We start from the raw sequence: 18,250 nt of genomic DNA on the forward strand, positions 1-18,250 counted from the left end.
GTTTACCCCACCTTCCGTCGTCCTCGGGCTTGACCCGAGGACCCCCTCGGCTGTGACCATGGATTCCAGGCTCAAGGCCTGGAATGACGGAGGCTGGGGAGGGCCATCGCAAGTGGCGCGACGCTGCTGCTATTCCCTCACCATCGCTGGATATGCCACGGAGCTCACCCCACCCTCCGTCGTCCTCGGGCTTCCCTCGAGGACCGATGCTGGCCTCATCGGTTGCGGCGATGGATTCCAGGCTCAAGGCTTGGAATGACGGAGGCTGGGGAGGGGTATCGGCAAGAGGCGCAACGGAGGTTGCGGAGGGCGACCTGCAAGTGGCGCAACGCCGCTATTGCCTCACCATCGCTGGATTTGCCACGGAGCTCACCCCACCCTCCGTCGTCCTCGGGCTTGACCCGAGGACCCACGCCAGGCCCCTCGGCTGCTCGAGCTTGTGGCAAACGCATTCTTTATGGTTCGGCGGTGTCCTCTATCGCGCGCGCCACCCATGAGCCTCTTCCGACAGGACGGCAAGGTATAACCACCTCCTATAGTAGATATGTAACGTGATTACCGGTCTGTGGTAGTGTCCCGCCATTCCCATCGAAAAGACTGTAGCTGCCATGAGAAATCCGTTCCGCCGAGAGCCAAGCTCTGCCACAACCGGCGCGCTCGCCTATGGCGATGAGAATTTTCTCAAACTCGAACAGTTCCGCATCGACGCGCGTATCGCCAAGCGGGTCCCCCCGGTCCAGGGAGAAGCAGGACATGGTTGGTACGGGGGAGAGCCGAGGATGCCCTCGTATTTCTCGTGGCCGGTCGGACCGGACGGCGAGCCGCTGATTTTCGTGGCGCAACTGGATTGCCGTGCGTTCCCCGCGGGACTATGGGGCGGCGCCCCTGGAATACTTCAATGCGCAGATGTATTACAGCGCCCGCGATCAGAAGAGATTTCGCCAGGAGAATGCATTGCTCGCGTCCGCATACGCAGCAGAACCACCCTTTGACAGGGACAATGCAGTTCTCCTGCAGCTATTCCCGGACGCGATCTTCGGCTGGGGCTGGGGCCGGCACCTGACACTGATCGTTCCGCGCCATGAACTGGCCCAAGGCAGCTTCGAGAACATTCGCGTCGTCATAAACGGTTGAGCACCGCCTGTTGTCGTTGGCTCAGCACCGTTGGAGCCGCCGGCGAACATCTGTCGCTCAAATTGGCTCAGAGTTCGGCTTGGACCTGGATCCTCGCCGGCGGATGGCTGGTTGCCAGCGGCGGTTTTCGCTGAGAATCGAGTGGGGCGCGCTCTTTCTCGAGCGTGCGCACGGTTATTGGCACAAGGTTCACGTCACCCCCCATCGTCCTCGGGCTTCACCCGAGGACCCACCCGGCCTCCTCGGCTGCGGCCATGGATTCCAGGCTCAAGGCCTGGAATGACGGAGGTTGGGGAGGGGCATCGGCATGAGGCGCAACGCCGCTGCTGTTGCATCACCCGTCGCTGGATTTGCCACAAGCTTACCCCACGCTCCGTCGTCCTCGGGCTTGACCCGAGGACCCATGCTCGTCTGGTCGACTGCGGCCATGGATTCCAGGCTCAGGGCCTGGAATGATGGAGGCGTCGTGCATGGCGCAAGACATCCCATCCGCCTTGGCGCGCCCTTTCTCCGCTCTAACTCTGCAGCAGGCATGGAGGAAGACGAATGAAAATCCGGAAATTCACGAAAGCCGATGTCGCGCTGGAGCGCTCGCCCGGCCAGGAGGGCGACATCTTCGTGGGCAATCTCGTCGACGAGCGGCATGGCGGGCCGATCACTATCGGTTACGGACGCTACGCCCCCGGCCAGAGCCTGACCGAAACGATTGATGTCGACGACGTCATGATCGTTCTGGAAGGGCGGCTTTCGGTTTCGACGGAGGCAGGAACGGTGAGCGCCCGGCCGGGCGAGATCGTCTATATGCCGAAGGGCGAGACGGTGACGATCCGCTCGCATGAGGAGGGCGCATTCACCGCCTATGTCACTTATCCCCATTGGCGGCCGGCCCATTCGTAAGCCGCAAGGTGACGAAAGCGTTTCCCGGCGGCGCTGATTGATTTCCAGGTGGCGACGTTGCCGGATTGACCGCACGGCGATGTTGCAGAGATTTCTGTCTGTCGGCAACGAGAGGTTGGCATGGCTATCGCGAGCCTACCTGCACCACCCTATTACGTCGTCTGCTTCTCATCGCAACGAACGGAGGTCGAAGACGGCTACGGTGACGTCGGCGCTGCGATGGTGGAGTTGGCAAAACAGCAGCCCGGATTTCTGGGTTTCGAAAGCGCCCGCCGTGCCGACGGTTTCGGCATCATCAACTCTTATTGGCGGGACGAGGAAAGCATCCGGGCATGGAAAGCGGTCCTCGATCACGTCGAAGCGCAACGCCGGGGCCGGGCAGACTGGTATGAGCGTTACGAAATCCGTGTCGCGCTCGTTCAACGCGCTTATGGATTTGAAGCGGAAGCCGTCGCACTGCGATGAGATTCGCCCCAGGCGGGTGCCGTCCGTGACGGATTCAAGGCCGGTTTTCTTCCAGCGCTTCCACGAAACGGATGACATCGCCGACCATGTTATCGTCGAAGATATCGTTGTGACCCGCACCGTCATAGATCACCATCTGCTTGGGCTCGGGTGCGATGCTGTATAGCGCCTCGCCTGAAGAAAGCGGGATGCTGTCGTCAAGCCGGCCGTGGAGGAACAACTTCGGTTGTCTGACTTTGCCGATGTTGAGGTCCGAGCGGAAGGGATCCTTGAGAAGAACCGCGACCGGAAGGAACCGATAACGTGCCTGAGCAACCGACAGAACCGACAGGTACGGAGACACAAGAATGACGCCCACGGCCGGCCTGTTCGCGGCCGTATGGACGGCAACGCCGGTGCCGAGTGAGCGGCCCAGCACAACGATGCCGCTTCCGGCGTGCGCCGAGAGCCAGTCGAACGCGGCGATGCCGTCCGTCAGCAGCCCCTGCTCGCTGGGTGCGCCGGTCGATCCGGGATAGCCGCGATAGGAAATCGCCAGCAATCCAATTCTCCGCGCGGCCAGCGCCCGTGCGAGAAACGCGTAATTGTCGACGCGGTCACCGTTTCCGAAAAAGAGCAGCACACAGGGCTTGTCGCTGTCGCCCTGGCTGTACAGTCCATGAAGCATCTCGCCGTCAGGCGTCTTGACGTGGATCGTCTCGCCCCAGTTCGCGCCCTGGAGAAGAGGAGCGGCGCCGGCGCCGGGATAAAGCAGGGACCGCTGGGAAAAAAAGACCAGGGCCACGACCGCTATGTAGGCGATGGCCGCCATCAGCGGCAAGATCAGCAAGTACCTTGTAGCGCTCACGAAGAATGGACCCACTGTTTGGCAATGCCCGGAACGTTTCGCAACCGCGGCCCGTTGCGGCGTGGTGTGCTCAGCGCGGCGGCAATATTTGCACAAAGCCTTCCGATGGAGAAGAGGTCGAGACGCGTAACGCCTTCACGCTTCGCAAAAGGCCCTGCGCTTATGGCTTCTCAGGCTGGGAAAGGGTTTCGCCACGCATCCAGTTCTTCAAGCCGTCCGTACCACCTTTGAATATGGGGGAACTCGGCGAGTGGAATATCGGCGACGGCTGCATAAGGAAGTGCGGCGGCCAGTGCGAAATCCGCAACGGTCAGCGCCTTCCCGACGGCGACGCTATTGGTGGCCAAATGATCGTCGAGCACGCGACCATGCAGCCGAAAACTCGCCTTTGCGCCTTCGATCACCGCCACGTCAGGCTCGCCGCCGAACAATGGCTTGATCAGGGTTTCAAACCACAGCGTTGCCCCGTGCAGGGTGAAATGACTGGCATCCCAGCTCAACCAGCGCAGTACGTCGATCTGCCGGTGGTCATGCGGCCAGAAATCCGATGCGACGCTGTCGGACAGTCTGCACATGATGGCGTTCGCTTCCCATAGGGTCCCGGCAGCATCCTGCAGCACCGGGACTTTGCCGTTCGGGTTCAGCGCCAGGAATTCTGCGCTGCGCTGTTCTCCGCCTGCCAGGTCAACCCTGACGAACTCGACGTCGGCTTGCAGAAAGCGCGCGGCGGCGCAGGCCTTGCGGGGATTGAGCGTCTCGCAATAATAGAGCTTCATCGCCGCCTTACGCATGGTTCCGCCCTTCGGATTCAGTCCCGACAAAAGCGCTCAATCGCTCGAAACTTTCCGACCAGCCGGTTTCATGGCCCGCAAGGGACGATGCGCTTTCGAACCCACTTTGGCGGAAGGTCATTTCCGTGCCTCCGTCACTTTCCCTGAAGGTGATGGTGACGAGTGTTTCGGGACTGGTTTGCCCGGTTCCGCGCTCCCAGGCATGGGTGAAGACAAGCCTGTGCGGCGGCTCGACCTCCAGATATTTTCCGCCGACCCAATGCTCTTCTCCATCCGGTGCAATCAGGCAGGCGCGGTGTCTGCCGCCGGGCCAGGCTTCAAGTCTGTCGCCCACCGCCTTAAAACCGTGAGGACCACACCATTGCACCAAGGCTTTCGGGTCGGTCCATGCTCTGAAAACGAGATCGCATGGGGCATTAAACCTTCGCACAAGAACGAGGTCGCGGCTGGTATCGGTGTCGGTCTCCGGATTAGTCATTTTCGTATCCTTGTACCTTGGACAGATAGTCATCGAGACGATCGAAGCTTTGGTCCCAGAAGCGTGTGTAATCGGCGATCCAATCCGCAATCGTCTTCAGCGCGGCCGGCTCGAGGACGCGCGGACGCGAATTGGCTTCACGGCCGGAGCGGATCAATCCGGCTTGTTCCAGGACTTTAAGATGCTTTGATATGGCGGGCTGAGACAACGCGAAGGGATCAGCGAGTTCGGCCACGGTCGCCTTGCCCTTCGCAAGACGCCCGAGAATTGCTCGCCTGGTGGGGTCGGCGAGCGCGGAAAAAATCGCATCGAGCTGGTCATCCATATATCACCATTTAGCTATATAGCCATATGGATATATTCTCGACGGCGAGATGTCAAAGGGAATTTGGGCCGGGTGGGCAACAGGCCCGGCCGCCCTTTCGCGGGAGCCGTCCCAGCCTCACATCGGCGGCATCTTTTCGAATTTCGGTACCTCCGGGTCGAGCTTGTCCCAGGCATGGCCGCGTATAGTGTAGGTCACCAGCTGCGTCTGGTAGCGCTCGGGCTCGTCGAGGCTGGCGGCGTGGATGGTGAAGAAGTCAGGCATATAGGAGAAGGTCAGATAAACAGGCGCGCCGCAGGTGGGGCAGAAGCCGCGCGTCTTGACGTTGCCGTTGTCGGCGACCATTTGCCAATGGCTGGCTTGGCCTTCGAGCTTCACCGCCTGCCGGCTCGGGAAGGTCAGGTAGGATCCGTGGCCGGTGCCGCTCGTGCGCTGGCAGTCGCGGCACTGGCAGTCGTTCATTGCGATCGGCTCGGCCGAGATTTCGTAATGAATGGCGCCGCATGCGCAACCGCCGGTAAAGGGCTTGCTCATCTCTTCTCTCCTGTTTGTGATGATGGGACGCGACGCGCCGTTTCAGTCGGTGTCGCCGGCAAGGGCGCCGATATTCATGACGACCTTTTTCCAGCCTTCGCCCATTTTCCGGTAGGCCGTTTCGTTCTTCGGCAGCACGAAGCCGGAATGGATGAGGCGCAGCCGCGTGCCGTTTTCTGCCGGCGACAGGAGGAAAGTGACCACCGTATTGAGCGGCGAGCCATAGCCGGTGTTTTCAGCATGGCCGCCTTTCCAGGCATAGGAGAGACGCTCGTTCGGCCTCACCTCCAGCACCTGGCAATGAATGGTGCCGTCCCAGGCGCCGGCCGGCGTCGTCCGGTAGGTGAAGCGCTTGCCCTCGACCGGCTCGAAACCCTCCGGCATCATCAGCCAGCGGCCCATCAGATCGGCCGTGGTCAGGGTTTTCCAGAGCGTTTCCGGCGCGTGCGGAAACACCTCGTCGACGACGATTTCCTGCGTCTCGGGCTTGAATGCGGTCTCGGTCATGGATCGATTTCCTTCAGCAAGGTTCTGAGATCGGCAAAGCGCTCGCGCCAGAAGGTGCCGTAATGGTCCATCCAGTCGACAAGCGGCGCGAGCCCTTCCGGCGCGGCGCGGTAATAGACGTTGCGCCCTTCGGGTCGCTCTGCGACGAGACCGGCCTGCTTCAGCGCCTTCAGATGCTGCGAGACGGCGCCCTGCGTCACCGGACTTGCCCGTGTCAGCTCGACGACGGTGATCTCCTTGGAAAGGACGATGTTTTCGAACACGGCCCGCCGCGTGGGATCGGCAAGGGCGCGCATGACTGATGTGACGGAAGCGGTTTCGATCATAGGAGATTAAATAGCGCAGGCTAATTGATGAGTCAATACTAATTGGTTTGGCTCTGGCGTATGGGCCTTTCGCTTCCGCCGGCTTCTCCTGCTCGCGGAACAAAATCCCCATGGCGATGTTGGTATGGCGATAAGCACAAGACCATGGGAGGAAACCATGCATAAGTCTCTTCAGTTCATATTGGTCGGCCTGGCCGCCATGAGCGGCCTCACCATCGCGCCGACCATTGCCGCCGCGCAGGATTTGGAATTGCGCCTCGGCCCCGGTGGGGTCGGCGTTTACGACCGAGACCGCGACCGCTACGACCGCTATGACCGCCGCGGGCCACGCGGCTGCGATCCCGATGACGCGCTCGACATTGCCCGCAGCGAAGGCCTTCGCCGTGCCCAGATCGTCCGCATGTCGCCGCGCAGCATCGTCGTCCAGGGAATGACGCGCCGCGGGCCGGAACGGATGGTCTTCGCCAACCGGCGCGGCTGCCCGGAAATCTGACCGTACGAAAATGAAACCGGCCGGACGCTTCGGCGCGACATTGCTTCTTGCAACGTCGGCTGGCGAGCGTCGACCGAAGCGGTTTTCCCGTCGAATTGCCGAACAACCGATGGAGCGGTTCGCCTGAACCGCGCTGACAATCACCGGAGGAATGCATCATGATGAGTGGTCAATTGAAGGCGCTTCTCGCCGTTCTTGCCGTTGCCGGCTACCAGAACAGGGACAAGATCAGGGAGGTCCTGCGGGGTCTCCAGAATCCGCAGCAAGCCGGGGCGGGAGGGCAGCAGCCGGGCGGTCTCGGCGGCCTTCTCGGCGGACTGGCCGGCTCCGGCGGCGGCCTGGGTGGCCTTCTCGGCGGCCTGACCTCCGGCGGCATCGTCAGCGGCGGTCTCGGCGATCTCCTGAAGACCTTTCAGCAGAACGGCCACGGCGACAAGATGGAATCCTGGGTGCGCCCCGGCCAGAATGCCGACATCAATGACGGCGAACTCGCCGAAGCCCTCGGCCCGGAAGTTTTGAACGAGATCGCCAGGAATACCGGTCTCTCGCATCAGGAAATCCTCGGGCGCCTCAGCCGCGATCTGCCGAAGGCCGTCGACGATCTGACGCCGGAAGGGAAAGTGCCGAGCGAAGAGGAGGCGTTCCTGTCATCGGCGAGCCAGGCGACAAGTTCCGGGCGGCCGAGCGGCGTCTAGGCGCTTTCATTCGGCCGTGCGCGGGCATCGCTGAAAGGCAGTTACGAGATCGCCACCAGGCTCTTCAGGTTTGGATCGCAGTGATCGCCTCATACACCGTCTTCCTCGGGCTTGACCCGAGGATCCAAGAACGTCTCCCAGGCCACTGGGTTTGGATCCCAGCTCAAGGCCTGGGTAACGGAAGGTGGGGTGGCGTGGGTGCCAGACACGGTCGGGACCCGAACATGACATTGGGCGACCGGTTTGGTCTGCCCTGACACGCAAGAGCTCTACTTTCCCAAGTGCTTTCGAAGAAACGTGTACACCGTGCCGATGGATTTTCCTGCGGCGTCGCGATCGTATTTTTCGATATGGCCCAATACCCGCTTTCCCCCGGTGAACTCCGGGGCGTCGAAACCGTGATACCTGCCCTTGTAGATATTGAGCTCGATCGGCGGGCCATTGTCACTCAGACGGGCGAGCCTCTTCTGGCATCGTTCGGGCCGGCTCCAATTATCCCGTTCGCCGATCAGGATCAGGCTCGGCACCGTCGCATCGCCCCGGTCTGCGTCACAGGCGGGATAATAGGCAATCGCCGCCCGGAACTTGCGCTCGACAAGTTGCTCGAAGCCTCCGGTTTTTGTTGCATCCAGCGTTGTGGTGCCGCCTGCCGAAAAGCCCATCAATGCGACGCGCCCGGCATCGACGAAGCCTGATTTCGACAGGAAATCCAAAGCGCCATAGGCGTCAAAGGCGCGATCGGGGACATGGCTTCGACAGGGATCCTTGATATTGCGGGTGGTGAAGCTGTCGACAACAAGCACGACATAACCCCATGAGACCAGCCGCTTCGGCCAAAGCTCCCTGACGCTCGCACGCATGTGATCGCATCCATGCATGACAACGATTGCCGGGAAGGGGCCATCGCCCTTGGGGCGGGAAAGATATCCGAGCAACGGCGTGCCCTGCGGCTGCGGGAGAATGTCGCCCTGTTCGAGAGCCTTGCGGATTCGAAATGGGCTCAGCTTCACCGGCGTGCTTTCGAACCGCACCAATTCCTCGGCATTGGCGGGCTTCTCGGACGGGGGGAGCCCAAGACAAGCGACGAGGCAAAGAAGAAGTCGCGAGATAGTGGTTTTCACAGACTCCTCCACCTGTGATCGACAGCCTGCCAACCAATATAGGACTCGCTCGCTCTGGATGGTATCGCCTGGCGCCTAAGTTCATTCAACGCCCGCATTCCAAGCTGCGAGATTTGAATTCAGAGGTGGTATCGACGGTGAAGGCGGCGACGACCCTTCGGGCGTAGGATCGGCTCACCAAGGCTTGCGAACCGGTCAGCGTCTGGGCCGCGACCCCAGATTTGCCGCGGAGCTCACCCCTTGCTCCGTCCTCCTCGGGCTTGACCCGAGGATCCACGGCTGGTCTCCACCGGAGCCGGCATGGATCCCAGGCTCAAGGCCTGGGATGACGGAGGGTGGGACGGGCGTTTGGCAAATCCGTCGTCGGTGCGGGGTGGAGCAATCTGGCACCATTGTGTCGAGCAGGCTCGAATTTGAACCGGAGAGCGATAATCAGTTCTTGATCACCCCCCGCCACTTCCATTATCACTACCGTAAATCCAAGCTGCGAGATTTGAATTCAGAGGTGGTGTCGACGGTGAAGGCCGGCGACGACCCTTCGGGCGTAGGATCGGCTCACCAAGGCTTGCGAACCGGTCAGCGTCTGGGCCGCGACCCCAGATTTGCCGCGGAGCTCACCCTTGCTCTGTCCTCCTCGGGCTTGACCCGAGGATCCACGGCTGGTCTCCACCGGAGCCGGCATGGATCCCAGGCTCAAGGCCTGGGATGACGGAGGGTGGGACGGGCGTTATTGCCAAACCGGAATTTGCGCGTCGGCCGACACCGTTGAGCCGCCAGCGCGGTTTGCCGTGGAGTTCACCCCTTGCTCCGTCCTCCTCGGGCTTGACCCGAGGATCGGGCTCGACCCGAGGATCCACGGCCGGTCTCCACCGGAGCGGGCATGGATCCCGGGCACAAGGCCTGGGATGACGGAGGGTGGGGTGGCGTTTCACCAAATCCGCAGCCGGAGCAGCCCATGGAATTCCGGCGTCCACCTGGTCGAGAAGGCTCGATTTCACTCTGGCGCGAGACCGACAATCAGCGCTTGATCACCCCCCGGCAGATCATTTATCACTGCCGTAAATCCAAGCTGCGAAATTTGAATCGAGAGGTGATGTCGACGCTCAAATCGGCGTCGACTTTCGGTCTCGCGCCTCCTCAGATCATCGTTGATCCCGCCATCTTTGTCGGCCTGACCTCTCATCTCCGATCTTATCGGGATCGGGACGCGTCAGCATGGACGCTCACCTCTTCACAAGGAGAACTGCAATGGACCCTTCGATTGCGCCGGCCTCGCGAGCCGCTGTGGTCACGCCGAATGACAGTGCGATTGTCGGCGCCCGGGCGCTCTATATCGGCACGGCCGGCGATGTGGCGATTGCGCCGCGCCGCGATATGGATCCGGTGATTTTCAGGAGCGTGCCGGCCGGGACGATCCTGCCGGTTCATGCGGCGATCGTCGCGCTGACCGGGACGACGGCGTCGAATATCGTCGCATTGTTCTGAGCGTTCAGACGCGGATCCCATGGGCAGACCGAGCAAGTTTAGCCAGACGCTGGCGGAGAAGATCTGCGATCGTATTGCCGACCGGGAAAGCCTGCGGTCGATCTGTCGGGACGAGGCTATGCCGGCGAAATCGACGGTGCTTTCCTGGCTTGCCGATGAGGACAAGGCTGCGTTTCGGGCGCGTTATGCGCTGGCCCGTGAGATCCTCGCCGACGGCTTCGTCGACGAGCTGGTCGAGATTGCCGACAACAGCAGCGACGACTGGATCGAAAAGAAGAATGCCGCCGGCGAGACCACCGGGTGGCAGGAGAATGGCGAGGCGATCAGGCGTTCGCAGCTGCGCATCGCCACCCGCCAATGGGTCGCCGAAAAGCTGCGGCCGAAGAAATACGGTTCGAAGGCCGAGCCCGAACAGGGCGTAACCGGCGAAGTGTCGCAATTGCTGGAAGATATCAATGGCAAAACCCGCGGACTTCCAAACGGCGGTTGACCGGTTTTCCGACTGGCGCTGGCGGCTGAACAATCTCTATTGGATCACCGACAAGGCGGGCAGCCGCGTCAGGTTCGAGATGAACTTGATGCAGATGACGTTTTTCGAAGAGATGCATTATCTCAACGTGCTGCTGAAAGCCCGCCAGCTGGGGCTGACGACCTTCATCCAGATCTTCATGCTCGATGCCTGCGTCTTCAATCGGGATATCAGAGCCGGCACCATCGCCCATACGCTCGGCGACGTGCAGACGATCTTCCGGGACAAGATCAAATATCCCTATGACAATCTGCCCGAAGGCATCCGCAACGCCGTGCCCGTCGTCAGGACCAACCAGACCGAATTGCTGCTCGCCAACAATTCGAGCATCCGCGTCGGCACCTCGCTGCGCTCGGGAACGCTGCAATATCTGCATATCTCGGAATACGGGAAGCTTTGCGCCAAATATCCCGACAAGGCGCGGGAAGTCAGGACCGGTGCTCTGAATACGGTGCAGGCCGGCCAGCTGGTCTTCGTCGAAAGCACGGCGGAGGGCCAGGAAGGGCATTTCTATTCGCTCTGCGAGGACGCCCAGGTCAAGCAGCGCCAGGCGGCTAAGCTGACCGAGCTCGACTTCAAGTTTCACTTCTTTCCCTGGTGGAAGGAGCCGCAATATTCGATTGCGCCCGAGGGCGTCATCATCAGCGACGGCTTTGCCAAATATTTCCGTGAGCTTGGCGAGCAGGGGATCACGCTGACGGAGGGCCAGAAGGCCTGGTACGTCAAGAAGGCCGAGATCCAGCTCGGCGACATGAAGCGCGAATATCCCTCGACGCCCGCCGAAGCCTTCGAAGCAAGCGTCGAAGGCGCCTATTATGCCGATCAGATGGCGGTGGCGGACGCCGAGGAGCGCATCGGCGTTTTCCCGCATGTGGAAGGCTATCCCGTCCACACCATCTCCGACATCGGCATGGACGATGCCAACAGCGTCTGGCTGTTTCAGGTGCTGCCCGGCCGGGTCAGGATGATCGGCTATTTCGAGCATACCGGCACCGGCATGGACGGCATGCTCGACGAGCTGGAGCGGCGGGCGGGCGAACATGGCTATGTCTATGGCGTCCACAACATGCCGCACGACATCAAGGTGCGGGAATGGACGCGCGGCGGCATGACACGCATCGAAGTCATGCTGAGAGAGATCAAGGCCCGCGGCCTCGGCACGGTGCGCAAGGTCGAGCGCGCCTATGTCCACGACCGCATCAACGGCACGCGGCGCATCCTGGCAAAGGTCGAGTTCGACCAGGCCGGCTGCGCCGACGGCATCAAATGCCTGCGCAATTACCGCAAGGACTGGGACGAGGATCTCGGCGTCTTCCGCGACGAGCCGCTGCACAACTGGGCTTCGCATGGGGCGGATGCTTTCGGTGGTCTCGCCATCATCTTCACCGGCCTGGCGCCCGAACCGCTGAAGCCTGAGCCCAAGCGGCTGCCGACCTTCCAGACGATGACCTTCAACGAATTTGCCGATGCCACCCCCAGAACTAGCGAGCGTGTTTGATGGAAGACGAGATAACGGCTTTTGAGGGCGGAGAGCGCTGGGATCCGGCAAAGGTCGGCGCCCATTGGCAGCAGGAGCTCGAACGCGCCCAGCGCTATTTCAAGTCCTGGCACGACCGCTGCGTCAAGATCGAAAAGATCTATCTCGACCAGCAGGCGGACCAGACGAGCGCGGCCAAGCGCCGCTTTCCGATGCTCTGGGCCAATACCGCGGTGCTGCAACCGGCCGTCTATGCCCGCGTGCCGCAGCCGGTGGTCGAGCGCCGCTTCAAGGATGCCGATCCGGTGGCCCGCATCGCCTCCGAGCTCGTCGAGCGCAATCTCGCCTATACCGGCGAAGAGGCCGATCTCGATTCCATCATGCGCGCGGTACGCGACGATTTCCTGCTCTGCGCCCGCGGCACGGTGTGGCTGCGTTATGAGGCCGATTTCGAACCGCTCGATATGGGCGTTGCGCCCTCGGATCCCGCCGCGGACGGCTTGTTTGGCGAAATGGCCAACCGCTCGCTGGAAGCGATCGCCGACGAGCGCGTCTGCATCGATTACGTCCACTGGTCGGACTTTTTGCACTCGCCGGCGCGCCGCTGGAAGGATGTGACCTGGGTGGCGCGGCGGGTGCCGATGACCGACGAGGAAATGGAAAAACGCTTCGGCCGTGAGGCGATGGCTTCAGGGGCGGCGCAGGCTGCCGGCAGCCGCAAGGGCGAAAGCCAGGCCGAGCGGGCCGAGAACGAAGGCAAGACCCATGTCTGGGAAATCTGGTGCAAGAATGAGAATTATACCGTCTGGATCGCCGACGGCTCGCCGGTCGCACTTGAGGTTTCCGAGCCGCCGCTCGATCTGACGCATTTTTGGCCATGCCCGCGCCCGGCCTACGGCACCATGTCGACGAGCTCGCTGATCCCGGTCCCGGACTATGTCTATTACCAGCAGCAATGCGACGAGATCGACCTGCTGACCAGGCGTATCAACAAGCTGACCGATCAGCTGCGGCTGAAGGTCTTCTATCCCTCCGGCGACGGCGCGATCTCGCCGGCGATCGAGAAGGCGATGCGGCCTGAAAACGACATGGTGATGGTGCCGATCCCGGAATGGGCGGCATTCACCGACAAGGGCGGCTCGAAGGCGGTGGTGACGCTGCCGATCGACGAGGTGCAGAAGGTGATCGTCGCCTGCATGGCGGCGCGCAAGCAGCTGATCGAGGACGTCTACCAGATCACCGGCATATCGGACATCGTGCGCGGCGACACGCAGGCGTCAGAGACGGCGACCGCGCAGCGCATCAAGAGCCAATGGGGCTCGATTCGCATCCGCGACCGCCAGGCCGAGCTTGCCCGCTTCGCCCGCGACATCATCCGCCTTGCCGGCGAAATCATCTGCGATCAGTTCCAGCCGGAAACGCTGATGCTCGTCAGCGGCATCAAGCTGCCGACCGTAGCTCAGAAGCAGCAGGTCGAGATGCAGATGCAGCGGATGCAGATTGCGGCGCAGCAGGCGGCGATGCGGGCCGAGCAGATGGGCCAGCCGGCCCGATCGCCCGCCAAAATGGCGCCCTCCGAAATGGCGCCGCCCGAACTGCCGCCGCAGCTGCAGCAGATGATGGGGCAGCCGACGATCGACGAGGTGGTGCAGCTCCTGCGCAATGACAGCATTCGCGGTTTCCAGATCGAGATCGAAACGGATTCGACGATCGAGCCCGACGAGGACGCCGAAAAGCAGCGCCGCATGGAATTCGTCCAGATGGTCGGCGGCTTCATGCAGCAGGCGGGCGCGATGGCGCAGCAGTCGCCGCTGCTGGTGCCTGTGATGGTCGAGACGCTACTCTTTGCCGCCCGCGGCTTCAGGGCCGGCCGTCAGCTGGAAAGCATGCTGGAGCAGGTGGGAGGCCAGCTCTCGCAGGCGGCGAGCGCCCCAAAGCCGGAGCCGCAGCCTTCGCCGGCCGAGATGCTCAAGCTGAAGACGGCCGAGGTGAAGGCCGGCGCCGAACAGCGCAAGGCCGAGCTCGGCGTGGCGCAGGCCGAGATCGAACACCGCGCCACGCTGGCGCAGGCGCGCGGCGAGGCGGCGGCTCAGTCGCTGCAGCAGATCCAGGCGCAGCCGGCCTATCAATAGCTCCGAGAGGCGAAGATGAGAGAACGTTATTGCCGCGTCTGCGGTGGCTGGCATGCACTCGACAGGTGGCCGCACAACTGCATGCCGGTGAAAAACCTCGCGCGGTCGGATCTGCCGGCGCCGCATTTCGTCAGCGACACGATCGACATCCAGTCGATGCATGACGGTCGGCATTACACCTCGAAAGCCAAGCTGCGTTCGGCCTATCGGGCGGCAGGCGTGGTCGAGATCGGCAATGAGAAACCGCAGCCGACCGAAAAACCCAAAGCGGACCGGAAGGCGATCCGCAACGAGTTGCGGCGGGTCTACGCCGAATACAACGCCTGAACGGGCATCAATCCCCGAAATAGGAATATTCCGACATGGATATGGAAGACCTGAACGAGGCCGGCAACGGCAGCGACGATTTTGATGCGCCCGGCGATAAGCCGGTCAGCATCCGCGACAGCTTGAAGGCGGCGATCGACACCGTCGAAGGCACAGGACCGGACGATATTCCGACCCGGCCACGCGACGGCGAAAGCGGCCGCTTCATCGCCAAAGGCCAGGAGCAGGCCGCTGCCGCCGCCGACCGGCAGCAGACGCCGCAGGCGCAGAGCCGGGGGCAGGGCGGTGAGCAGCCGGCCGCCATCGGCAACCGGGTTCCGCCCGGCTGGTCGGCGGAAGCCAAGGCGCAGTTTTCGAGCCTGCCTGGCGAAGTGCAGGCGGCGATCGCCAAGCGGGAACAGGAGGTCGATCGCGGCTTCCGCGTGCTGCAGGATTACAAGGGGCTCGAGGAGTTCACCCCGATCGTCCGCCAGGCCGGCATGAGCCATGCCGATGTCATGCGCCGGGCGATCGAATGGGAAAACGCGCTGATCCGCGATCCCGTCAACACCGTCCTTCACGTCGCCAGGGTGGCAGGCGTCAATTTGCACGCCCTGGTCAATGGCGAGAGGGGAGAAATCCTGCAGCGCCAGCAGGCAGGCCGTGAGTTCCAACGCCAGACCGGGCCCATCAATGTCGAGGCCACGGTCGAACATGTTTTGAGGAAGAGGGACACCGAAACTCAAGTCGATGCCTTTCTTTCCGATACGGTCAATGCGCATGCCGAAGACGTTCTCGACGATATGGTCGCCCTCATCAATGCCGGGCGGGCATCGACACTCCAGGACGCCTACGACGCCGCATGCTGGATGCGCCCGGACATTCGCCAGCAGTTGATCAGCCAGACTGCGCCGGCGCCCGTCTACCAACAGCAAGCCCAGAGGGCCGCAGCGGCAGATCAAGCCCGTCGCGCCTCGCGATCCATCTCTGGCTCTTCCGCGCCGGGCCCGACCCGCGATGCGGCAAGAGGCCAGCCCACCTCCATCCGTGACTCGCTGCGCGACGCCATGCGCTTTTCGCGCGGCCAAGTCTGATCAAAGGCCAATTCTGATCAAAGGAATGATCGATGCCCATCTCGCCCAACCTCTCTGAAATCGTCACCACGACGCTGCGCAACCGCAGCGGCACGGTCGCCGACGACGTGACGAAGAACAACGGTCTTCTCACCCGTCTGAACAGCCGCGGCCGCAAGAAGCCCGTCTCCGGCGGCCGCACCATCGTCCAGGAACTGCAGTACCAGGAAAACTCGACCTTCAAGCGCTATTCCGGCTATGACATCCTGAACGTCCAGCCCTCCGACGTCATCACCGCTGCCGAATACGACCTGAAGCAGGCCGCGGTCGCCGTCTCCATGTCGGGCCTCGAACAGCTGCAGAACTCCGGCGAGGATGCGATCCTCGATCTGCTCGAGCAGCGCATCGAGAACGCCGAAACCACGCTGAAGAACAACATCGCCCTCGACTGCTATTCCGACGGCACGGCCGATGGCGGGCGGCAGATCGGCGGCCTGCAGCTCTTGATCTCGACTTCGCCGACCTCCGGCACGGTCGGCGGCATCTCGCGCGCCACCTGGGGGTTCTGGCGCAACCAGAAATTCTCCGCCTCGGCCGATGGTGGTGCTGCCGCCACCAACGCCAACATCCAGAGCTATATGAACCGGCTCTATATGTCCTGCGTGCGCGGCTCCGACGCGCCGGATCTCGTTGTCGCCGACAACAACTTCTTCCGCCTCTACTGGGAATCGCTGCAGGCGATCCAGCGCATCACCTCGGCCGACAAGGGCATGGCCGGCTTCCAGTCGCTGCAATATATGGGCGCCGACGTGATCTTCGACGGCGGCTTCGGCGGCGGCGCGCCTGCCAACCAGATGTTCTTCCTGAACACCAAATACCTGTTCTACCGCCCGCATCGCGACCGCGACATGGCCCCGATCGGCGACGAGCGCATGAACACCAATCAGGATGCCTTCGTGCAGCTGATGGGCTTTGCCGGCAACCTCACCATGAACAACGCCTTCCTGCAGGGCGTGCTGTTCGCCTGATCGAACGAAAGGAACAACTCCAATGACCATCGCAATTTCCCAGACCGATCGTCTTGGCGCGAACCCGTTCGTCGTCGAAGGCCCGATCGTTTCCGGCTCCGGCATTCCCGGGCCGAACTTCGCCCTCGGCGCTGTTGCCGGCGGCGACCGTGAATCCGAATGGGTCTATTGCCAGCTGGTGCTGGCCGCGCAGACGACCCTGCAGCCCGGTCAGTGGTTCCAGTGGACCAGGGATTATGTCGCTTCGCTGCTGACCACGGCAGGCGCCGTCGTCGGCCAGCGCTGCGGCGTCTTCTCCGGCGCCGCCCAGCCGCCGACGCTGACGGGCGGACCCGTCGGCGCCGTCACCCTTGCCGCCGGCACCTATTACATCTGGCTGCAGCGCAACGGCCAAGCGCCGGCCCAGGTGGCGAGCGCAACGGCGGCCCTCGTCGTTGCCGAAACCACCACTACCGCAGGCCAGGCAAGTGCGCCTGCCTCGGCAACCGTCGGCACCAAGGCGATCGCCAACGTCAACTTCGCCGCCGCCAACCAGACGTTCACGGCAGCGACGGTCAACGGTTCCAACCTGCTGACGAACCTCTCCGGCCTCAATGCCGGTTCCGGTCCGTTCATCGGCGCGGCCGTCGCCGGCACCGGCATTCCGGGCGGCACGACGATATCAGGCATCACCTACAGCCCGAACGGCGTCGTCCAGAGCATCACGCTCTCGGCCAATGCGACGGCCAACGGCACCGGCGTCACCATCACGGCGACGGGCGTGCTTGAAGCGACGCTGATGCGGCCGTTTCTGTCGAAGGTGAACTAAGCCAAAGAAATCAACGGGCGTTTCGGCGCACGCTATGCCTACTTTCAACGCATGCAAACTTCTCTTCCGTCATGCTCGGGCTTGTCCCGAGCATCTGCTGCCGGTCGATGCGTAGCAGATCCTCGGCACAAGGCCGAGGATGACGAGAGGAGATGTTTCCCACGCCCATTCCTCATCTCCCCGCCATCAATAGCGAGACCAGCAAATGCCCGACAACACCGGAATCTATGCCTCCTTCAGCCTCGAACCGGTCGAACAGACCTTTCTGACCGAGAAGGAAGGCCGGCCGATCTTTGCCGACAAGGAATTCGTCCGCATCTTCATCGCAGGCGACAAGCACACCGAGGTGTACCGCGAGGTGACCGACAACGACAAAATCCGCTTCGCCGACGCCTATAAGCGCTTCAAGGACGGCGCTGCCGCCCGCGAGCAACTGACTGGCACGCCGCTTTCGCAATGGCCCTATCTCAAACCCAGCCAGATCAAGGAGCTGGAGGCGGTCAACATCTATACCGTCGAGCAGCTGGCAGCGCTTTCCGACACCGCCAAGCAGAAGATCGGCATGGGCGCCAACGAACTGACCGCCGCCGCCCGCGCCTATCTGGCGACCGCCGAAAACTCCAGCGCGGCTTCTGCCTTTGCAGCCGAAAACGAGCGGCTGAAGGGCGAGGTCAGCCGCCTGCAGGAGCAGATGAAGGAAATGGCTGTGCGCTTTGAGGCGCTCGACAGCGAAAGCGGCGGCAAGTCCCTCGGTCGCGCCGCCTGAACCAGCATTCGCAACCTCAACCGGAGATCCCCC

Annotated in this window: 23 protein-coding genes; 15 read left to right on the plus strand and 8 right to left on the minus strand. The window is 62.4% G+C overall.

The window, feature by feature from the left end; translation table 11 throughout:
• Nucleotides 1–608 precede the first annotated feature (608 nt).
• The 4 genes from A7X77_RS34365 to A7X77_RS04430 all read left to right on the plus strand — a co-directional run bounded on the left by A7X77_RS34365 (nt 609) and on the right by A7X77_RS04430 (nt 2,496).
• A complete protein-coding gene (locus A7X77_RS34365; RefSeq protein WP_082928766.1) occupies nt 609–992 on the plus strand; it encodes a DUF1963 domain-containing protein in 384 nt (127 codons plus the stop codon).
• On the plus strand, nt 955–1,134 hold the full coding sequence (locus A7X77_RS33365) for a hypothetical protein (RefSeq protein WP_197486809.1): 180 nt from the start codon (nt 955–957) through the stop codon (nt 1,132–1,134). Before A7X77_RS34365 ends, A7X77_RS33365 begins: the two co-directional genes overlap by 38 nt.
• A gap of 546 nt (nt 1,135–1,680) precedes the next feature.
• Nucleotides 1,681–2,031, plus strand: coding sequence for an AraC family ligand binding domain-containing protein (locus tag A7X77_RS04425; protein WP_064681802.1), 351 nt, complete (start codon nt 1,681–1,683; stop codon nt 2,029–2,031).
• Nucleotides 2,032–2,151: 120 nt separating this feature from the next.
• On the plus strand, nt 2,152–2,496 hold the full coding sequence (locus A7X77_RS04430; RefSeq protein ID WP_064681803.1) for an antibiotic biosynthesis monooxygenase family protein: 345 nt from the start codon (nt 2,152–2,154) through the stop codon (nt 2,494–2,496).
• A 34-nt stretch (nt 2,497–2,530) separates the two neighbouring features.
• Here the strand turns inward: A7X77_RS04430 and A7X77_RS04435 are convergent, their stop codons facing one another.
• The 7 genes from A7X77_RS04435 to A7X77_RS04465 form a co-directional block, all read right to left on the minus strand.
• Nucleotides 2,531–3,343, minus strand: a complete 813-nt coding sequence (locus A7X77_RS04435; RefSeq protein ID WP_064682306.1) for an alpha/beta hydrolase — start codon at nt 3,341–3,343, stop codon at nt 2,531–2,533.
• Between the two features lie 170 nt (nt 3,344–3,513).
• Nucleotides 3,514–4,134, minus strand: a complete 621-nt coding sequence (locus tag A7X77_RS04440; protein WP_197486785.1) for a glutathione S-transferase family protein — start codon at nt 4,132–4,134, stop codon at nt 3,514–3,516.
• On the minus strand, nt 4,127–4,612 hold the full coding sequence (locus A7X77_RS04445) for an SRPBCC family protein (RefSeq protein WP_064681804.1): 486 nt from the start codon (nt 4,610–4,612) through the stop codon (nt 4,127–4,129). The genes A7X77_RS04440 and A7X77_RS04445 overlap by 8 nt, the downstream gene beginning before the upstream one ends.
• The gene (locus A7X77_RS04450; RefSeq protein WP_064681805.1) at nt 4,605–4,937 is read right to left on the minus strand and encodes an ArsR/SmtB family transcription factor; all 333 of its coding nucleotides are present in this window, start codon (nt 4,935–4,937) and stop codon (nt 4,605–4,607) included. The genes A7X77_RS04445 and A7X77_RS04450 overlap by 8 nt, the downstream gene beginning before the upstream one ends.
• A gap of 117 nt (nt 4,938–5,054) precedes the next feature.
• Nucleotides 5,055–5,471: a GFA family protein gene (locus tag A7X77_RS04455; protein WP_064681806.1), complete on the minus strand. Its 417-nt coding sequence runs from the start codon at nt 5,469–5,471 to the stop codon at nt 5,055–5,057.
• A 42-nt stretch (nt 5,472–5,513) separates the two neighbouring features.
• Complete coding sequence (locus A7X77_RS04460; RefSeq protein WP_064681807.1) at nt 5,514–5,978, minus strand: SRPBCC family protein; 465 nt, start codon at nt 5,976–5,978, stop codon at nt 5,514–5,516.
• Complete coding sequence (locus A7X77_RS04465) at nt 5,975–6,304, minus strand: ArsR/SmtB family transcription factor (RefSeq protein WP_064681808.1); 330 nt, start codon at nt 6,302–6,304, stop codon at nt 5,975–5,977. The genes A7X77_RS04460 and A7X77_RS04465 overlap by 4 nt, the downstream gene beginning before the upstream one ends.
• A gap of 157 nt (nt 6,305–6,461) precedes the next feature.
• Between A7X77_RS04465 and A7X77_RS04470 the strand changes: the two genes are divergently transcribed.
• Both A7X77_RS04470 and A7X77_RS04475 read left to right on the plus strand, forming a co-directional pair.
• Complete coding sequence (locus A7X77_RS04470) at nt 6,462–6,797, plus strand: hypothetical protein (RefSeq protein WP_064681809.1); 336 nt, start codon at nt 6,462–6,464, stop codon at nt 6,795–6,797.
• 158 nt (nt 6,798–6,955) lie between these two features.
• Nucleotides 6,956–7,492, plus strand: coding sequence for a YidB family protein (locus A7X77_RS04475; RefSeq protein WP_064681810.1), 537 nt, complete (start codon nt 6,956–6,958; stop codon nt 7,490–7,492).
• A gap of 269 nt (nt 7,493–7,761) precedes the next feature.
• Here the strand turns inward: A7X77_RS04475 and A7X77_RS04480 are convergent, their stop codons facing one another.
• Complete coding sequence (locus A7X77_RS04480; RefSeq protein WP_197486786.1) at nt 7,762–8,613, minus strand: dienelactone hydrolase family protein; 852 nt, start codon at nt 8,611–8,613, stop codon at nt 7,762–7,764.
• 1,248 nt (nt 8,614–9,861) lie between these two features.
• Here A7X77_RS04480 and A7X77_RS04490 point away from each other — a divergent pair.
• The 9 genes from A7X77_RS04490 to A7X77_RS04530 all read left to right on the plus strand — a co-directional run bounded on the left by A7X77_RS04490 (nt 9,862) and on the right by A7X77_RS04530 (nt 18,217).
• Nucleotides 9,862–10,098 (plus strand): spike base protein, RCAP_Rcc01079 family, encoded by a 237-nt coding sequence (locus A7X77_RS04490; protein ID WP_064681813.1) that lies wholly within the window; start codon nt 9,862–9,864, stop codon nt 10,096–10,098.
• Nucleotides 10,099–10,117: 19 nt separating this feature from the next.
• Nucleotides 10,118–10,588 (plus strand): hypothetical protein, encoded by a 471-nt coding sequence (locus A7X77_RS04495; RefSeq protein WP_064681814.1) that lies wholly within the window; start codon nt 10,118–10,120, stop codon nt 10,586–10,588.
• Nucleotides 10,554–12,125 (plus strand): hypothetical protein, encoded by a 1,572-nt coding sequence (locus A7X77_RS04500; protein ID WP_064681815.1) that lies wholly within the window; start codon nt 10,554–10,556, stop codon nt 12,123–12,125. The genes A7X77_RS04495 and A7X77_RS04500 overlap by 35 nt, the downstream gene beginning before the upstream one ends.
• Complete coding sequence (locus tag A7X77_RS04505; protein ID WP_064681816.1) at nt 12,125–14,236, plus strand: hypothetical protein; 2,112 nt, start codon at nt 12,125–12,127, stop codon at nt 14,234–14,236. Before A7X77_RS04500 ends, A7X77_RS04505 begins: the two co-directional genes overlap by 1 nt.
• A gap of 15 nt (nt 14,237–14,251) precedes the next feature.
• Nucleotides 14,252–14,563, plus strand: coding sequence for a hypothetical protein (locus A7X77_RS04510; protein WP_064681817.1), 312 nt, complete (start codon nt 14,252–14,254; stop codon nt 14,561–14,563).
• A 35-nt stretch (nt 14,564–14,598) separates the two neighbouring features.
• Nucleotides 14,599–15,636 (plus strand): hypothetical protein, encoded by a 1,038-nt coding sequence (locus A7X77_RS04515; RefSeq protein WP_064681818.1) that lies wholly within the window; start codon nt 14,599–14,601, stop codon nt 15,634–15,636.
• A 32-nt stretch (nt 15,637–15,668) separates the two neighbouring features.
• On the plus strand, nt 15,669–16,643 hold the full coding sequence (locus A7X77_RS04520; protein ID WP_064681819.1) for a phage major capsid protein: 975 nt from the start codon (nt 15,669–15,671) through the stop codon (nt 16,641–16,643).
• A gap of 22 nt (nt 16,644–16,665) precedes the next feature.
• Nucleotides 16,666–17,451, plus strand: a complete 786-nt coding sequence (locus A7X77_RS04525) for a hypothetical protein (RefSeq protein WP_064681820.1) — start codon at nt 16,666–16,668, stop codon at nt 17,449–17,451.
• Between the two features lie 205 nt (nt 17,452–17,656).
• Complete coding sequence (locus A7X77_RS04530) at nt 17,657–18,217, plus strand: hypothetical protein (protein WP_064681821.1); 561 nt, start codon at nt 17,657–17,659, stop codon at nt 18,215–18,217.
• Nucleotides 18,218–18,250: the final 33 nt, after the last annotated feature.

This window comes from Rhizobium bangladeshense (assembly GCF_001662075.1).
Classification (GTDB): domain Bacteria; phylum Pseudomonadota; class Alphaproteobacteria; order Rhizobiales; family Rhizobiaceae; genus Rhizobium; species Rhizobium bangladeshense_B.

What these genes read in the sequence shown, in the direction of transcription:
- A7X77_RS34365 (WP_082928766.1), top strand. Translation starts at nt 609, where the DNA reads ATGAGAAATCCGTTCCGCCGAGAGCCAAGCTCTGCCACAACCGGCGCG.
- A7X77_RS04425 (WP_064681802.1), top strand. Translation starts at nt 1,681, where the DNA reads ATGAAAATCCGGAAATTCACGAAAGCCGATGTCGCGCTGGAGCGCTCG.
- A7X77_RS04430 (WP_064681803.1), top strand. Translation starts at nt 2,152, where the DNA reads ATGGCTATCGCGAGCCTACCTGCACCACCCTATTACGTCGTCTGCTTC.
- A7X77_RS04440 (WP_197486785.1), bottom strand. Translation starts at nt 4,134, where the DNA reads ATGCGTAAGGCGGCGATGAAGCTCTATTATTGCGAGACGCTCAATCCC.
- A7X77_RS04445 (WP_064681804.1), bottom strand. Translation starts at nt 4,612, where the DNA reads ATGACTAATCCGGAGACCGACACCGATACCAGCCGCGACCTCGTTCTT.
- A7X77_RS04450 (WP_064681805.1), bottom strand. Translation starts at nt 4,937, where the DNA reads ATGGATGACCAGCTCGATGCGATTTTTTCCGCGCTCGCCGACCCCACC.
- A7X77_RS04455 (WP_064681806.1), bottom strand. Translation starts at nt 5,471, where the DNA reads ATGAGCAAGCCCTTTACCGGCGGTTGCGCATGCGGCGCCATTCATTAC.
- A7X77_RS04460 (WP_064681807.1), bottom strand. Translation starts at nt 5,978, where the DNA reads ATGACCGAGACCGCATTCAAGCCCGAGACGCAGGAAATCGTCGTCGAC.
- A7X77_RS04465 (WP_064681808.1), bottom strand. Translation starts at nt 6,304, where the DNA reads ATGATCGAAACCGCTTCCGTCACATCAGTCATGCGCGCCCTTGCCGAT.
- A7X77_RS04470 (WP_064681809.1), top strand. Translation starts at nt 6,462, where the DNA reads ATGCATAAGTCTCTTCAGTTCATATTGGTCGGCCTGGCCGCCATGAGC.
- A7X77_RS04475 (WP_064681810.1), top strand. Translation starts at nt 6,956, where the DNA reads ATGATGAGTGGTCAATTGAAGGCGCTTCTCGCCGTTCTTGCCGTTGCC.
- A7X77_RS04490 (WP_064681813.1), top strand. Translation starts at nt 9,862, where the DNA reads ATGGACCCTTCGATTGCGCCGGCCTCGCGAGCCGCTGTGGTCACGCCG.
- A7X77_RS04495 (WP_064681814.1), top strand. Translation starts at nt 10,118, where the DNA reads ATGGGCAGACCGAGCAAGTTTAGCCAGACGCTGGCGGAGAAGATCTGC.
- A7X77_RS04500 (WP_064681815.1), top strand. Translation starts at nt 10,554, where the DNA reads ATGGCAAAACCCGCGGACTTCCAAACGGCGGTTGACCGGTTTTCCGAC.
- A7X77_RS04505 (WP_064681816.1), top strand. Translation starts at nt 12,125, where the DNA reads ATGGAAGACGAGATAACGGCTTTTGAGGGCGGAGAGCGCTGGGATCCG.
- A7X77_RS04510 (WP_064681817.1), top strand. Translation starts at nt 14,252, where the DNA reads ATGAGAGAACGTTATTGCCGCGTCTGCGGTGGCTGGCATGCACTCGAC.
- A7X77_RS04515 (WP_064681818.1), top strand. Translation starts at nt 14,599, where the DNA reads ATGGATATGGAAGACCTGAACGAGGCCGGCAACGGCAGCGACGATTTT.
- A7X77_RS04520 (WP_064681819.1), top strand. Translation starts at nt 15,669, where the DNA reads ATGCCCATCTCGCCCAACCTCTCTGAAATCGTCACCACGACGCTGCGC.
- A7X77_RS04525 (WP_064681820.1), top strand. Translation starts at nt 16,666, where the DNA reads ATGACCATCGCAATTTCCCAGACCGATCGTCTTGGCGCGAACCCGTTC.
- A7X77_RS04530 (WP_064681821.1), top strand. Translation starts at nt 17,657, where the DNA reads ATGCCCGACAACACCGGAATCTATGCCTCCTTCAGCCTCGAACCGGTC.